Origin of the sequence: Aquimarina mytili (assembly GCF_016735115.1) — a bacterium.
Lineage (GTDB): Bacteria > Bacteroidota > Bacteroidia > Flavobacteriales > Flavobacteriaceae > Aquimarina > Aquimarina mytili.
Map to the genome: position 1 here is coordinate 145,475 of NZ_JAERQJ010000004.1, position 14,994 is coordinate 160,468.

General features: G+C 33.4%; 13 protein-coding genes. 7 read left to right on the plus strand and 6 right to left on the minus strand.

What is annotated here, in order from left to right; all coding sequences use genetic code 11:
• Nucleotides 1-40 precede the first annotated feature (40 nt).
• The 3 genes from JJQ60_RS11790 to JJQ60_RS11800 all read right to left on the minus strand — a co-directional run bounded on the left by JJQ60_RS11790 (nt 41) and on the right by JJQ60_RS11800 (nt 2,559).
• Nucleotides 41-799 (minus strand): slipin family protein, encoded by a 759-nt coding sequence (locus tag JJQ60_RS11790; RefSeq protein ID WP_201919970.1) that lies wholly within the window; start codon nt 797-799, stop codon nt 41-43.
• Nucleotides 800-1,256: 457 nt separating this feature from the next.
• Entirely contained in the window at nt 1,257-1,592 is a 336-nt protein-coding gene (locus tag JJQ60_RS11795) for a hypothetical protein (RefSeq protein ID WP_201919972.1), read from the minus strand.
• Between the two features lie 196 nt (nt 1,593-1,788).
• On the minus strand, nt 1,789-2,559 hold the full coding sequence (locus JJQ60_RS11800) for a phosphatase PAP2 family protein (protein ID WP_201919974.1): 771 nt from the start codon (nt 2,557-2,559) through the stop codon (nt 1,789-1,791).
• A gap of 300 nt (nt 2,560-2,859) precedes the next feature.
• Between JJQ60_RS11800 and guaB the strand changes: the two genes are divergently transcribed.
• A complete protein-coding gene (gene guaB, locus JJQ60_RS11805) occupies nt 2,860-4,335 on the plus strand; it encodes an IMP dehydrogenase (RefSeq protein ID WP_201919976.1) in 1,476 nt (491 codons plus the stop codon).
• A 91-nt stretch (nt 4,336-4,426) separates the two neighbouring features.
• Here the strand turns inward: guaB and JJQ60_RS11810 are convergent, their stop codons facing one another.
• The 3 genes from JJQ60_RS11810 to JJQ60_RS11820 form a co-directional block, all read right to left on the minus strand.
• Nucleotides 4,427-4,942, minus strand: a complete 516-nt coding sequence (locus tag JJQ60_RS11810; protein ID WP_201919978.1) for an OmpH family outer membrane protein — start codon at nt 4,940-4,942, stop codon at nt 4,427-4,429.
• An 88-nt stretch (nt 4,943-5,030) separates the two neighbouring features.
• Nucleotides 5,031-5,270, minus strand: coding sequence for a hypothetical protein (locus JJQ60_RS11815; protein WP_201919980.1), 240 nt, complete (start codon nt 5,268-5,270; stop codon nt 5,031-5,033).
• A gap of 81 nt (nt 5,271-5,351) precedes the next feature.
• Nucleotides 5,352-5,804: an SRPBCC family protein gene (locus JJQ60_RS11820; RefSeq protein WP_201919981.1), complete on the minus strand. Its 453-nt coding sequence runs from the start codon at nt 5,802-5,804 to the stop codon at nt 5,352-5,354.
• Nucleotides 5,805-5,973: 169 nt separating this feature from the next.
• Between JJQ60_RS11820 and JJQ60_RS11825 the strand changes: the two genes are divergently transcribed.
• The 6 genes from JJQ60_RS11825 (at nt 5,974) to JJQ60_RS11850 (ending at nt 14,860) form a co-directional block, all read left to right on the plus strand.
• The gene (locus tag JJQ60_RS11825) at nt 5,974-7,932 is read left to right on the plus strand and encodes a peptidylprolyl isomerase (RefSeq protein ID WP_201919984.1); all 1,959 of its coding nucleotides are present in this window, start codon (nt 5,974-5,976) and stop codon (nt 7,930-7,932) included.
• Nucleotides 7,933-8,781 carry a peptidyl-prolyl cis-trans isomerase gene (locus tag JJQ60_RS11830; protein ID WP_201919986.1) on the plus strand — a complete coding sequence of 283 codons (849 nt, stop codon included), beginning with the start codon at nt 7,933-7,935 and terminating at the stop codon, nt 8,779-8,781.
• Nucleotides 8,765-10,228 carry a peptidylprolyl isomerase gene (locus JJQ60_RS11835; RefSeq protein ID WP_317194007.1) on the plus strand — a complete coding sequence of 488 codons (1,464 nt, stop codon included), beginning with the start codon at nt 8,765-8,767 and terminating at the stop codon, nt 10,226-10,228. The genes JJQ60_RS11830 and JJQ60_RS11835 overlap by 17 nt, the downstream gene beginning before the upstream one ends.
• A 1-nt stretch (nt 10,229) precedes the next feature.
• Nucleotides 10,230-11,186, plus strand: coding sequence for an AAA family ATPase (locus JJQ60_RS11840; protein ID WP_201919988.1), 957 nt, complete (start codon nt 10,230-10,232; stop codon nt 11,184-11,186).
• A gap of 71 nt (nt 11,187-11,257) precedes the next feature.
• Entirely contained in the window at nt 11,258-11,683 is a 426-nt protein-coding gene (locus JJQ60_RS11845; RefSeq protein ID WP_201919990.1) for a hypothetical protein, read from the plus strand.
• Between the two features lie 399 nt (nt 11,684-12,082).
• A complete protein-coding gene (locus tag JJQ60_RS11850; RefSeq protein ID WP_201919992.1) occupies nt 12,083-14,860 on the plus strand; it encodes a bifunctional aconitate hydratase 2/2-methylisocitrate dehydratase in 2,778 nt (925 codons plus the stop codon).
• The last annotated feature ends 134 nt before the right edge of the window (nt 14,861-14,994 follow it).

Sequence of the window (14,994 nt, forward strand, 5' to 3'; positions counted from 1 at the left end):
TTTGGTTTATAAAGAAAATATAACTTCTGTTTAAGCAATTTTAGTTGCTTTTCTTTTTTTTCGTTCTTTTGGTATTTGTAGGGAGTACTTCTTCGGGAAAAGGAAAAAGAATTGTTGAATTTTTTTCTGCAGCTATATTAGACAAGGTTTGATAAAGCCTCAGTTTTATTGCCGATGGAGATTGATCAATAAGTTTACCGGCTTCAAGTAATTTGGTTGCGGCTTGTTCTTCTGCCAATGCAAGAATGATTCTTGCTCTTCGAGATCGCTCTGCTTCCGCTTGATTTGCCATCATTCTTTTCATGTTCTCTGGCAGTTGTATGTCCTTAATTTTTACATCAATAATTTCTATCCCCCACTCTTTAGTTTCTAATTCTACAATATTTTTGATATTCTTTCCCATCTCTTCCCTTTTAGACAAAATAATATCCAATTCAACTTTACCGCAGACATCTCTTAACGCGGCTTGTGATAATTGCGAAATGGCAAACTTATATTCCTCTACTTCTAAAACTGCTTTTTCTGGATCGTTAATTCTAAAGAAAACCACACCATCTATACTACAGGGAACGTTATCTTCGGTCATTACTTCTTGAGATAGAATGTTGACTGTGATAACACGAATGTCGACTATTTGAATGGTTTCGACTAGTGGAATAATCCATCTAAATCCAGGTTGAAGGATTTTAATATATTTTCCAAATCTAAATTTGATAGCTCTTTTATATTCAAATACGATGCGTATTCCTGCTAAAAAGAATACTCCAATCAAGATGCTAATCAGTATAGAGGGATTCATAATGAATGATATTAAAATGTTTACACAATGATCTGTTTTATTAGATCATATCGAAGTATAAAGAGTATTGAAGTTATATAGTGTAGTAACTCAATAGTATGTCAAAATGATAACATTAAAAAAGAAGAAGGGCAGAGCTTCTATATCTTGTTATTAGCGGTCATTTTAAAGTTACGAAAATTAAGAAGGATAGCAAAAAATAAACTCTTAATTAAAAGCCGCTATATAACAATTATTATATCCTATTAACTAATAATTTGAAGGATTATAAATAGATATTATCAAAAGACCTGAAAATGTAGAGCTACATTTGATTTAGTACACTTCCACTGTTGCCGATTGTGAGCCAATTACATTTTTCACAATTTGTATTTTTTTCGTTCTCTCGTTTTCGGCTGGCCCATGTATCTAAATGAGAGCCATAATAACATTGACATTCTCAGGTCTTTTGATATGTTTAAGCGGCAAGATTTTCTTTACTCACCGGTAGGTTGCCTATGATCAGTTCCCCCAAATTTAAACTAGTATTAAATCGTATTGATATAGGACTTTGATTTCTAAGGGTGTCTAGGATATGTTGCAACCCTGATTCATGAAAATATATGTTTAAAATTCTGTTACTATGTTGAATGTTTTGCGGTAATACTTCACCATCTTTTATAATACCAAGATATCCCAGGTATTTAGAATTGTTTCCGTACAAATGTATATAGCCCATTTGATGTCCTCCACCTTTTGCGTAATTGCTGAAGATTAGAATATTGTAAGCCGCTATATTATGAGTGATGATCATTGAATTGGTTTTATGGTTGTTATACTTTTGGTATTGTTTATATCAAAAGTAATGTATACCATCTCGTCAGGAAAGAGGGAAAACACGCAATTTGATAAGGGGGTATTTCCCCTTATCATTTAATGCATCACATTTTAGCTCAAGTTATAGCCCTTTTATTTGAGGGTATATAGAAGTACTATTCAAACTTTTATCGTTATAAAGTTTTCGAAAAATAGAATCCTAATCCGCTATTGTTACTGTATTGAGGAGTGAAGGCAATTCCTTTCATCTTTTTGAATGGATTCCATGCGATTAAATGCTCAAAATGATATACTAGTTTTGTTGCTAATATTCCTATTCCTGCACCGACAAGAACATCTGAAAGATAATGCATATTGTTTGCTAATCGCAAACTACCCGTAGTAATCGCAAAAATATATCCACTATACGCTAAAACAGGATTTGTATTTTTGAATTCTTCAAATAAAACTGTTGCCGTTGTAAAAGCTGTTGTTGTATGTCCAGATGGAAACGAGTTGGCATGATCAGAGCCACCAGGTCTATATTTATGAACCTCCTTTTTTAGTAATGTACTTACTCCATTACTTATAATTGAGGATAGTACAAGGTTTTTAGTTTGATCAAACCAATGATTTCTGGATTGTACACCCATAATATCTGCGGCGTACATTTGAACAACAGGTGCATACCTTGTATAGTCATCAATACCAGAATAAAAATCATTTCCTACTAGGTTTCTAATATTTTTTTGAAGTGATTTTTCAAAACTACTTGTTGATAGAAGAACTCCTACAGTGATTAAGGATACAGGCAAAATTCTATTGGTTAAAGAGCCTTGTTCAGTAGTGAATTTGCTTTTTTCGAATTCATTAAATTGACGATTGGTGATTGGGGCCTCTGTGTATTGGGCATTAATAGTATTGAAACAAAAATAGATCAATACTAGACTTACTAGTATTCTCATAGCACAAATATTTTGGGGTTATAGTAGTTTGGGGCTACTGGTTATGAAAATAATGTATAAATATTAAAATATTGTTAAAATTATATGTTTTGTTAATAAATAATTAACAAATGTTGTTAAAAATTAGGATTCAGTAGAGTTTACACTGTTTTTTTATGGTTTCGCCATAGTTTTTTACAGTTTAAAAACGAATAATACTTGATAATGTTAATAGTGCTCTATTAGATCAAAATAAAATCATATCACTAAAGTATTTTTTAAAAAAGGCGTATATTTGCACGCAATTAAATTTTAATTGCCATGACAGCATATGAGTCCAAAATCGTTGGAGAAGGTTTAACCTATGACGACGTTCTTTTAGTCCCTGCTTTTTCCGAAGTGTTACCTAGAGAGGTAAGTATACAGACTAAATTCACAAAAAATATTACACTTAACATTCCAATTGTTTCAGCCGCGATGGATACTGTTACAGAAAGCCGTATGGCTATTGCCATGGCGCAAGAAGGAGGTATAGGTGTATTGCATAAAAACATGACTATCGAAGAGCAGGCGATTAAAGTTCGTAAAGTGAAACGAGCAGAAAGCGGTATGATCATAGATCCTGTAACCCTACCTCTTAGTGCCAAGGTTATTGATGCAAAAAATAATATGCGCGAGCATAGTATAGGCGGTATTCCTATTGTAGATGATCAACACAAGCTGATTGGTATTGTAACGAACCGTGATCTACGCTTTGAAAAAAATGATGATCGCCCAATCTCTGAAGTAATGACCAGTACTAATTTGGTTACAGTAGGAGAAGGAACCTCTTTACAAGAAGCAGAAGTGATTTTACAAGATAATAAGATCGAAAAACTACCTGTTGTTGATAAAGAGAACACCTTGGTAGGATTAATTACTTTTAGAGATATCACTAAACTCACTCTTAAACCAATGGCAAATAAGGATACATTAGGACGTCTTCGTGTTGCTGCCGCTATTGGTGTAACAGGAGATGCTGTCGAGCGAGCAGAAGCCTTAGTAGGAGCGGGTGTTGATGCTATTGTTATTGATACTGCACATGGTCATACCAAAGGCGTGGTAGCAGTTTTAAAAGAAGTAAAAACAAAATTTCCAACCTTAGAAGTTATTGTTGGTAATATTGCAACAGCCGATGCTGCAAAATATTTAGTAGAAGCTGGGGCTGATGCCGTAAAGGTGGGTATAGGGCCAGGCTCAATATGTACAACCCGTGTTGTAGCTGGTGTTGGGTTTCCTCAATTTTCTGCAGTTTTAGAAGTTGCTAATGCAATTAAAGGAACAGGGGTGCCTGTAATAGCAGATGGAGGAATTCGATATACCGGAGATATCCCTAAAGCACTAGCGGCAGGAGCAGATACTGTGATGCTGGGATCTTTATTGGCTGGTACTAAAGAATCTCCCGGAGAGACAATTATTTATGAAGGTCGTAAGTTTAAAAGCTATCGAGGTATGGGATCTGTAGAAGCAATGAAGAAAGGCTCTAAGGATAGGTATTTTCAAGATGTAGAAGATGATATAAAGAAATTAGTACCCGAGGGTATCGTAGGAAGAGTAGCATATAAAGGAGATTTGATAGAAAGTATACATCAATTTGTTGGCGGATTACGAGCAGGAATGGGATATTGTGGTGCAAAAGATATAGCAACACTAAAAGAAAAGGCACGTTTTGTAAAAATTACTGCTAGTGGTATTCATGAGAGCCACCCACATAATGTGACTATTACTAAAGAGGCTCCAAATTATAGTAGGAGATAATATATTTTCCTATTTCGTTTAGGATATCCTTTTAAAAAAATAACCCCTACGTAATTACGTAGGGGTTATTTTTTGAACCAAATAGATGGTGTTATTTACTTTCTTCTATTTTGATACCTAGTTTTGTCATCACCTTTTTTGTAAGGTCATAATTAGGATCAACATAGGCTAAACCACTCGTTGTTATTGTAAAAACCTGAGTGTATTTTTCTGCTTTAGCAACCTCTTCAAGCATTTTACCAATTTTTTGATATAATGGTTGAAGTAGTCTATTTTGTTCTATTTGTACTAATTGCGAACCGTTTTGGCGAAATTTTGCAATATCGTTTTCAAGAGTGATGATTTCTTCTTGTTTTGTTTTTTTCATAGGATCCGAAAAAGAAGCTTCTTTTTCCTGATATTCTTTAACCTTAGCTTGATAATCATCCACTTTTACTTTTAACTCTCCTTCAAGTTTAGTATTGTAAGCTTTTAACTCTTCTTGCACTTTAGTTAATTCTGGCATTTTAGCAAGAATAAATTCGGTGTCGATCGTTCCGGTTTTAGATTGAGCATTTAACTGTAAGCTTGTAACTAATACTAAAAATGATACTAATATCTTTTTCATTTTATTTTTTTATTTACTGGTTTTTAAATTTTTGCAAATATATAAGGTCTTACTCAATATCTATACCATTAGTTGCCTTTTTGAAAATTTATTCTTCATAAAGTACTCCGCGATGAGGTTTTAATGCATCTCTAACCGATTTCATTTCAGAATCTGTAACTACCATATATGCAATACTATGGACTTCATTAAGATCTTGGTACCCTGTGATGGTAATCGATAATTTTTCTATAGTAATGTATTCTTTGAGATGAATTTCGTGATGTTGTGCCGTTCTGCTGGCAGCCGGCCCTCTAAAATCCCAGATCAATTTTAGTTTTCTTTCCATTTATATTGTACGTAATCCTTGTTTATAAGGTCGTCATATTAAGTAGTAGCTAAAGATTTTAAAGCTTCAAAAAATATATGCCTAATGATTTAATACACTTTTTCCTTCTTCGGCAAATGCCTTAAAATCTTTCATATAAGCCAGAGATTGTTTTTTAAAAGCTCCAGGCATAAGAAACCCCATTATTTTCATAAAACCACTAAACCTAAATTCATTTTTAGAGATCCACTTTGTGTTTCCGTTAGGTAATTCTTCAAAATAATTTTCTTGAATATTATATACATTTTTGGCATCAAAAGTAAGATGTATGGCATCTGGTAAGTCTAGCATGGTAATGGTTTCAATCATTTCAAACTCTCTTTTGCCCATCTTATAGGTTAGTTTTGAGGTGGCTCCGGTTTTTCCTTTTTCTCCACTCAAATGCTCCATACTAATAAAACCTTTTTGCCAATGCTTCATATTTTCTTCGTTATCCATTTTCTTAACCACTTCATTTCTAGGTGATTTTATTTCGATATCAAGTGTATATTCCATTGTGTGATTTTTTGTTTGTTAGGTTGTAAAATATATACAATATACATAGATCATGAAAATTTTAAAAGCTAATACTATATATGTTGTTTAGTTCGTTAGAAAAGTGACTTGTAAAACATCTTAATATTGTTATTTTTGTCCGGTTTAGGGACTTTATCACGAAAAAATTATGCACAAAAAATCTTTATTATTTTTTTTAGGGGTTATTTTTTTTACACTTGTCAAAGCACAAGAATCAAAAGAAGTATTACTCTCTATTGATAACGCACCAGTATATGTTTCAGAATTTAAGAGGGTATATCTTAAAAACATTGATTTAGTTAAAGATGAATCTAAAAAAGATGTTGATGACTATCTTGATTTATTTATTAATTATAAGCTAAAGCTTAAGGAAGCCAAAGCTTTGGGGTTGGATAAAAAAGAAACGTATCTAAAAGAATTAGAAGGATATAGCAAACAATTATCAAAAGGTTATCTTACAGATACCCAAACTTCTGAAGCATTAATTAAGGAAGCATATGATCGTTCACAGGAGAGAATTAATGCAAGTCATATTTTAATTGGTTTAAACCCAAATGCAACGCCAAAAGATACTCTGGCGGCCTATCAAAAAATTTCTGAAGCTAGAAATAAAATCCTCGACGGGGCTTCATTTGAATCTATTGCTAAAACATATAGTCAGGATCCTTCTGTAAGTAAAAATGATGGAAAATTGGGATGGTTTTCTGTTTTTAGAATGGTTTATCCTTTTGAAAATTCGGCTTATACTACTAAAGTAGGAGAACTCTCTAAACCCTTTAAAACTCAATTTGGTTATCATATACTTAAGGTCAACAACAGAGAAAAGATGTTAGGAGAAGTAACTGTTGCCCATATTATGGTCGCTATTAATGATACCAGATCGGCAGTGCAAGCCGAAGAAAGAATTAAAGAAATCAACCAACAACTCAAACAAGGTGCACCTTTTGGATCTTTGGCTAAACAATACAGTGATGATCCGAGTACAGCAGTAGATGGCGGTAAGATAAGACGTTTTGGTCAAGGAGCTCTTAATTCTGAAAAATTCGAAAATGCCGCATTTAGCTTGCAAAATAAAGGCGAGATTTCTTCTCCTTTACAAACAAAATATGGATGGCATATTATTCAGCTTATAGAAAAACATCCTGTCAAAACATTCGAAGAAGAGAAAGAAAAAATAACAAAAAGGGTAGAAAAAGATAGTAGATCAAAATTGGTAACTACATCTTTTATAGCCTCGTTAAAAGAGAAATATAATGTCGTTCGAAATGAAGAAGCTATACAATATTTCAAGAAAAACATTTCGGATTCATTTCTGACTAATGAATGGGAAATTCCAGCAGATGACCAAAATCTTAAAAAACCACTATTTCAAATAAAAAAAGAGCAATATACATACAGTGATTTTGCTCGGTTTTTGAAAAAAGAACAATCCAGAGCAAAGAATTTTACAGAAGTTTCTTTATTTATCGATGAAGCTTACAAACAATTTGAATCTGCTACTTTACTTGAGTATTATAAAACACATCTGGAAGAAGATAATCAGGATTATGCAAATGTAATACAAGAGTATAGAGATGGATTATTACTTTTTGATCTGATGGAGTCTAAAATTTGGAATGCTTCTAGAACTGATTCTGTCGGACTTAAACAGTTTTATGAATCTAAAAAGAACAAATATGCTCAAAATGAAACGTATACCGTATTAAAAGCTTCTTCCTCAAAACAAGAAATAATTGATAAAGTGCAAAAATTACTTGGAGAAGGAAAGTCTGTAGACGAAATAAAAAAAGAAATAAATTCTGGAGATATAGTTTTAGTCATTTTTTCTGAAGAAGAAATGATAAAAGGAGAAGGTAAATTTCCAAAAGGTTTTAAAGCAGAAAAAGGAAAGATCTTCACATCAGAAGAAGAAAACTATATTACTTTGATTATGGTTAAAGAAATCTTACCTTCCAGAATTAAAACTTTTGAAGAGATTAAAGGGGAGGTAATCAATGATTTTCAGGAAGATATGGAAAGAAAATGGCTTGGTAAACTTAAGACCAAGTACACAGTGGATGTGAATGAGAAAATTTTAAAGAAAGTTAAAAGAGAATTATCTAAATAAATGAAATATTACACATTAATAATCTTATCAGTATTTGTCATTTCTTGCCAAAACTTTAGAAATCGAATAGATAAAGAAGTTATTGCCAGGGTAAATGAAACCTATTTGTATAAGGAAGATATTAAAGATTTAATACCTAAAGGTACACCAAAAACTGATAGTACTAATATCGTTAACAATTATATCAATACATGGGCTACCCGCCAATTGTTTATAGATCAGGCAAAACGTAACCTTACAGAACAAGAACTCAAAGAGTTTGATGAGTTAGTAAATAACTATAAAAGCACATTGTATATTAATGCATATAAGAATGCCGTGATTAATAAATCTATCAATATGGAGATTACAGATCCCGATATTGAGTCTTATTATGAACAAAATTTAGAAAATTTTAATCTTAATGAGGAGTTAGTAAAATTACGTTACTTACATTTGCCACCTGATTATGATGATATAGTTGCAACACAGCGACAATTAAATCGTTTTAAAGTAGAAGATGTTGAAGAATTAGAAGGGAAAAAACAACAATGTATAGCGTATTCTTTAAATGATTCTACTTGGATAAAACTAGATCAGATACTAAATAAAATACCTATTCTAAAGAAACAGGATAGATCAAAGTTATTAAAAGGTGGAAAATATATGCAGCTTAGAGATTCTACCGGAGTGTTTATGATAAAGATAAAAGATGTTTTAAAACGGAATGAAAAAGCACCGTTAGAATATATTAAACCTGTCATAAGACAAATTATATTAAACAAAAGAAAGCTGGAACTGGTAAAAAAAATTGAAAAAGATATCACAAAAGATGCAGTTGAGAACAAACAATTTGAAGTGTACAATTAAAATTTCAATAGTATGTGCTATACTTACTTTTAGCACACAACTTTTTGCTCAAGAAATTATTGAGGATGAAGTAAAGGATTCAATAATAGTTAATGATACCATAAGTGCGGCTATCGATTCTTTAAAAACTACAGTTGTACCTCCCAAGCCATTTCAAAGAATGAAAGTCGACGGTGTTGCCGCCGTAATAGGAGAACACGTAATTTTGGACAGTGATATAGATATTGCCTATCAGCAATTGATTAGCGAAGGAGTGTCAGCATCAGATGTTAGTCGTTGTGAGCTCGCAGGAAGTTTATTTGAAAATAAGTTATATGCCCATCATGCCGTTCAGGATAGTATAGAAGTCAGAGATGCCGAAGTTAATTCGATGGTCGATCAGCAATTAAACTATATGACCAATGAGTTGGGGACTATAGAAAAGGTATTGAGGTTCTACAAGAAAGATAACGTAGAAGATTTTAAGAAAGAGCTTTTTGATATTAACAAATCAAATCGTTTATCTGAACAAATGAGAACCAAAATCATAAGTGATATTGAAGTTACTCCAGAAGAAATTAGAGAGTTTTTTGAAGAGATACCTGTAAAAGAGAGACCTCTTTTCGGAACAGAAGTTGAACTTGCTCAGATCGTTATTGAACCAGAAATTCCTGAAGAAGAAGAACAAAAAGTTGTTGACCGATTAAAGCAATTTAGAGAAGATATAGTAGAAAAAGGAAGTAGTTTTGCAACCAAAGCTGTTTTATATTCTCAAGATCCCGGATCTAAATCTACAGGTGGAAAATATACATTAGATCGTCAAACAAATTTTGCGAAAGAATTTAAAGATGTGGCCTTTAGTTTGCAAGAAGGTGAAGTAAGTGAACCTTTCAAAACAGATTTTGGATGGCATATTGTAAAAGTAGATAAGATTAGAGGAGAAGAGATTGATGTAAGACATATATTGCTTACTCCTGAAGTGACTCGAGAAAGTGTTGATAAAGCCAAAAAGAAGATAGATTCTATTCGTGGCAGTATCGTATCGGGCTCTCTTAAATTTACTGAAGCAGCAAGAAAATTTAGTGATGAAAAAGAAACTAAAGAAGATGGAGGGCAATTAATTAATCCTACAACAGGAGATACGCATTTTGAACTTACCAAAATTGATCCTATATTGTACGATCAAGTATCTAAATTAAAGACTGATGAAGTTTCTTTAGTGATTCCAGATCAAGACCGACAAGGTCGAAAAAAGTTCAAATTAATCACTGTGCTTAATCGTTATGATGAACATATAGCCGATTATGCCAAAGATTATCTTAAGATCCAGGAGTTAGCACTAAGAAAAAAACAGATTGATGCGATTCGGAAATGGCAGAATGAAAAAATAATGGATACCTATATCAAAATTAACGGAGAGTACAGAGACTGTGAGTATAGCGGTAACTGGTTAAAAAAAGAAAAATAATATGTCAGACGACGTAGCAGCTGTTAAAAAACTTGTAGAAAAACATTCCGAACTCAAAAAAGAAATTTCCAAAGTTATTATTGGTCAGGAAGAAGTTATCGATCAGATACTAATTTCTATTTTTTCTGGCGGTCATGCATTGTTGATAGGTGTTCCGGGATTAGCAAAAACATTAATGGTCAATACGATCTCAAAAGCATTGGGGTTAGACTTTAAACGTATTCAGTTTACTCCCGATTTAATGCCAAGTGATATATTAGGAAGTGAAATCCTTGATGAGACCAGGCATTTTAAATTTATTAAAGGACCAGTGTTTTCTAATATTATTCTTGCAGACGAAATTAACCGTACTCCACCAAAAACACAGGCTGCGTTATTAGAAGCTATGCAGGAAAGAGCAGTAACTGTGGCAGGGCATCATTATAAACTTGATTTGCCATACTTTGTTCTTGCTACACAAAACCCAATAGAACAAGAAGGTACGTATCCATTACCAGAAGCGCAATTGGATAGGTTTATGTTCGCTATAGAGCTGAAATATCCTAGTTTTCAAGAAGAAGTTGAAGTTGTAAAAAGTACCACAGGAGATACTACTCAAACAATTAATCCGTTATTCACCGCACAAGAGATTATTGATTTTCAGCATCTCATTAGAAGAATTCCAGTAGCTGATAATGTAATTGAATATGCCGTGGAGATGGTTGGTAAAACCAGACCTAATGGTGGTACTGCTACCGAATTGGTTAAAAATTATATAGATTGGGGGGCTGGGCCAAGAGCTTCTCAAAATCTAATTTTGGCTGCCAAAGCTAATGCAGCAATACAAGGTAAATTTTCTCCAGATATCGAAGATGTACAGGCAGTTGCTATGGGGATTTTACGTCATCGTATTATTAAAAACTACAAAGCCGAAGCGGAAGGAGTGAGCGTTGAAGACGTTATTAAAAACCTTTTCTAAGACAATTAAACCTTTCCTCATTTCATTGGTCTAATAGGTAAATCATTTAAGAACTTAATTAAAAATTACCTATGAAAACAATTAAATTAGTATTAGCTATTTTGGTTTGCAGTTTTTCTCTATCGGCTCAATCAGACGATAAAGAGAGTATCAAAAATAAAGAACTGCGAAAAGAGTTTTATGAAAGCCTCTCTGAAGATCAAAAAACGCAATTTGAAAGTCAAAAGCAATTAAGAGAAACACAAAAACAGACCATGGAGGCAACCTTCTCTGAAGAACAAAGATCTATAGTGGCTAATCAAAGCCTTACTAAAAAAGAAAGAAGAAAAGCATTGTTTCCTACCTTTAGTGAAGAGCAACGTCAAATGTCAAAGACACATCGGGACGCCATTAAACAAGAAAAAGAGAAGTTTAAAGCATCTTTGTCAGAATCCCAACTAGAAAAGTACGAACAATTGAAAAAGCGAAAGGGTAGAGACAGGCATAAAAATCACTAAAAATTGATTTTTTCACAAAAGTGAAGTCACAAATTGACTTCGCTTTTATTTTTTGCGTTAAATTTTGCTCTTTTTTTCTGCTTTTTTGTTGTAATACTACAACGTTTTCGTAAATCGTGAATTTACCCTTTCATTTTCTTGTATATTTTTTTAGAGATTTTGTAGAATTCTTAAATGTTATTTATGGATTTATAGAATTGGATACCCTATTTTTTTTAAAAACGTAAAAAGATTGCATTAAGGCTATTCATTTAATAAAATCCTTTAAAATTCGTATTTTCGCAAGGCTTTTCATGATACAATTTCATGAACAGAATTGTTGAGATTAGCGTTGACAAGAAAAAGAAATTGATGTGTTATGTACACATTTAACATTGAAAGAATTCTATTACATATCATATGAACACTTATAATGATTACATCAAGGAGATCGAAGAAAGAAAATCTCAAGGGTTACACCCCAAACCAATTGATGGAGCTGAGTTATTAAACGAAATAATTTCGCAAATTAAAGATAAAGATAACGCACATCGAGAAGATTCTCTTAACTTTTTTATTTATAACACTTTACCCGGTACTACAAGTGCTGCCGGTGTAAAAGCTAAATTTTTAAAAGAAATCATTCTTGGTGAATCTGTTCTTGAAGAAATTTCACCTGCTTTTGCATTTGAGCAATTATCTCATATGAAAGGTGGTCCTTCAGTAGAAGTGTTATTAGATTTAGCCTTAGGAGATAATGAAACTATTTCCCAAGAAGCGGCTAAGGTTTTAAAAACTCAAGTTTTTCTGTATGAGGTAGATACCGAACGTTTAGAACAAGCCTATAAAGCAGGAAGTGCTATAGCTAAAGATATTATTGAAAGCTACGCTAAAGCTGAGTTTTTCACTAAACTACCAGAGGTTGATGAAGAAATTCAAGTCGTAACTTACATTGCCGGTGTAGGTGATATCTCAACAGATTTACTTTCTCCAGGTGGTGATGCGCACTCAAGATCGGATCGTGAATTACACGGCCAGTGTATTTTTGAGCATAACAAAGACATGCAAAATGAATTGTTGGCGTTGCAAGAAAAACATCCGAATAAAAGGGTAATGTTAATTGCCGAAAAAGGAACTATGGGAGTTGGTTCTTCAAGAATGTCTGGTGTAAACAATGTGGCATTATGGACAGGTGTTAAATCAAGTCCATATGTTCCATTTATTAATATAGCTCCTGTAATTGCAGGAACAAATGGGATTTCACCAATTTTCTTAACTACTGTTGGTGTGACAGGCGGTATTGGTATTGATCTTAAAAACTGGGTAAAGCAAAAAGATGCTGAAGGAAATACAATTGTGGATGAAGATGGCGAACCAATTTTAAAGCAAGAGTATTCTGTAGACACAGGAACAGTGCTTACGATTAACACTAAAACAAAGAAATTATATAACGGAGACAAAGAATTAAAGGATATTTCGGCTGCATTAACACCTCAAAAAATGGAGTTTATTAAAGCTGGAGGTTCTTATGCGGTTGTTTTTGGTAAAAAATTACAAACATTTGCTGCAAAAACTTTAGGAATTGAGGTTCCTCAAGTATATGCTACTTCAAAAGAAATTTCTATTGACGGGCAAGGGTTAACGGCTGTAGAAAAAATATTCAACAAAAATGCGGTAGGAACTACGCCAGGTAAAACATTACATGCGGGTTCTGATGTGCGTGTTGAGGTAAATATAGTAGGGTCTCAAGATACTACAGGATTAATGACTTCTCAGGAATTAGAAATGATGGCAGCTACAGTTGTTTCTCCAATAGTTGACGCTGGATACCAATCTGGATGTCATACGGCTTCTGTTTGGGATGATAAGTCAAAGGCTAACATTCCTAGGCTAATGAGGTTTATGAACGATTTTGGATTGATTACGGCTCGTGATCCTAAAGGAGTATATCATGCAATGACCGATGTAATCCACAAAGTGCTAAATGATATTACAATCGATGATTGGGCTATCATTATCGGCGGGGATTCTCACACGCGTATGTCAAAAGGGGTTGCGTTTGGAGCTGATTCAGGAACAGTGGCCTTGGCTTTAGCTACAGGTGAGGCTACAATGCCTATTCCACAATCTGTAAAAGTAACTTTTAAAGGCGATATGAAAAGTTACATGGATTTCCGTGATGTAGTTCATGCAACACAGCAACAAATGTTAAAGCAATTTGGTGGCGAAAATGTATTCCAGGGAAGAATCATAGAAGTTCATATCGGTACGTTGACTTCTGATCAAGCTTTTACATTTACAGATTGGACTGCAGAGATGAAAGCAAAGGCTTCGATCTGTATTTCAGAAGATGAAACCTTAATCGAATCTTTGGAAATCGCTAGAGACCGTATCCAGATCATGATTGAAAAAGGAATGGATAACGAAAAGCAAATGCTTCAAGGTTTAGTAGACAAAGCAAATGCTAGAATTCAAGAAGTAAAGACAGGTATTAAACCAGCTTTAAAACCTGATGCTGATGCTAAATACTATGCTGAAGTAGTTATTGATTTAGATGAGATTGCTGAGCCAATGATTGCAGATCCAGACGTAAACAATGAAGATGTTTCTAAACGCTATACACATGATACGATTAGACCATTATCGTATTATGGAGGAACTAAAAAAGTAGATTTAGGATTTGTAGGATCTTGTATGGTTCACAAAGGAGATATGAAAATTTTAGCTCAAATGTTAAAGAACATCGAAGCACAACAAGGCAAAGTTGAGTTTAATGCACCTCTGGTTGTTGCCCCTCCTACATACAATATCGTTGATGAATTAAAAGCTGAAGGAGATTGGGAAGTTTTACAAAAGTATTCAGGATTTGAGTTTGATGATAATGCACCAAAAGGTTTAGCGCGTACTAAATATGAAAATATGTTGTATTTAGAACGTCCTGGATGTAACCTTTGTATGGGGAACCAGGAAAAAGCTGAACCAGGAGATACCGTAATGGCTACTTCTACGCGTTTATTCCAGGGAAGAGTGGTAAAGGATTCAGGTGAGAAAAAAGGAGAATCTTTATTATCATCTACTCCGGTTGTAGTGCTGTCTACAATTCTGGGTAGAACTCCTACAATGAAAGAGTATGAGGCTGCTGTTGATGGTATTGTACTAACCAAATTTAAACCGTCTCAAAAACAGTTGGTTATATAATTATAGATATATTATAATATTTTAAAAGCCTTAGTATTGGTAATACTAGGGCTTTTTTTGTGGTTTTAATAAGAGGTGTTTCAGTTTTCGTAGTCATTGTATATTTCGTATCTTAGAATACTTAAAATAATAAC

Coding starts and splice junctions, on each gene's coding strand:
- JJQ60_RS11790 (WP_201919970.1), bottom strand. CDS start 799: ATGAATCCCTCTATACTGATTAGCATCTTGATTGGAGTATTCTTTTTA.
- JJQ60_RS11795 (WP_201919972.1), bottom strand. CDS start 1,592: ATGATCATCACTCATAATATAGCGGCTTACAATATTCTAATCTTCAGC.
- JJQ60_RS11800 (WP_201919974.1), bottom strand. CDS start 2,559: ATGAGAATACTAGTAAGTCTAGTATTGATCTATTTTTGTTTCAATACT.
- guaB (WP_201919976.1), top strand. CDS start 2,860: ATGACAGCATATGAGTCCAAAATCGTTGGAGAAGGTTTAACCTATGAC.
- JJQ60_RS11810 (WP_201919978.1), bottom strand. CDS start 4,942: ATGAAAAAGATATTAGTATCATTTTTAGTATTAGTTACAAGCTTACAG.
- JJQ60_RS11815 (WP_201919980.1), bottom strand. CDS start 5,270: ATGGAAAGAAAACTAAAATTGATCTGGGATTTTAGAGGGCCGGCTGCC.
- JJQ60_RS11820 (WP_201919981.1), bottom strand. CDS start 5,804: ATGGAATATACACTTGATATCGAAATAAAATCACCTAGAAATGAAGTG.
- JJQ60_RS11825 (WP_201919984.1), top strand. CDS start 5,974: ATGCACAAAAAATCTTTATTATTTTTTTTAGGGGTTATTTTTTTTACA.
- JJQ60_RS11830 (WP_201919986.1), top strand. CDS start 7,933: ATGAAATATTACACATTAATAATCTTATCAGTATTTGTCATTTCTTGC.
- JJQ60_RS11840 (WP_201919988.1), top strand. CDS start 10,230: ATGTCAGACGACGTAGCAGCTGTTAAAAAACTTGTAGAAAAACATTCC.
- JJQ60_RS11845 (WP_201919990.1), top strand. CDS start 11,258: ATGAAAACAATTAAATTAGTATTAGCTATTTTGGTTTGCAGTTTTTCT.
- JJQ60_RS11850 (WP_201919992.1), top strand. CDS start 12,083: ATGAACACTTATAATGATTACATCAAGGAGATCGAAGAAAGAAAATCT.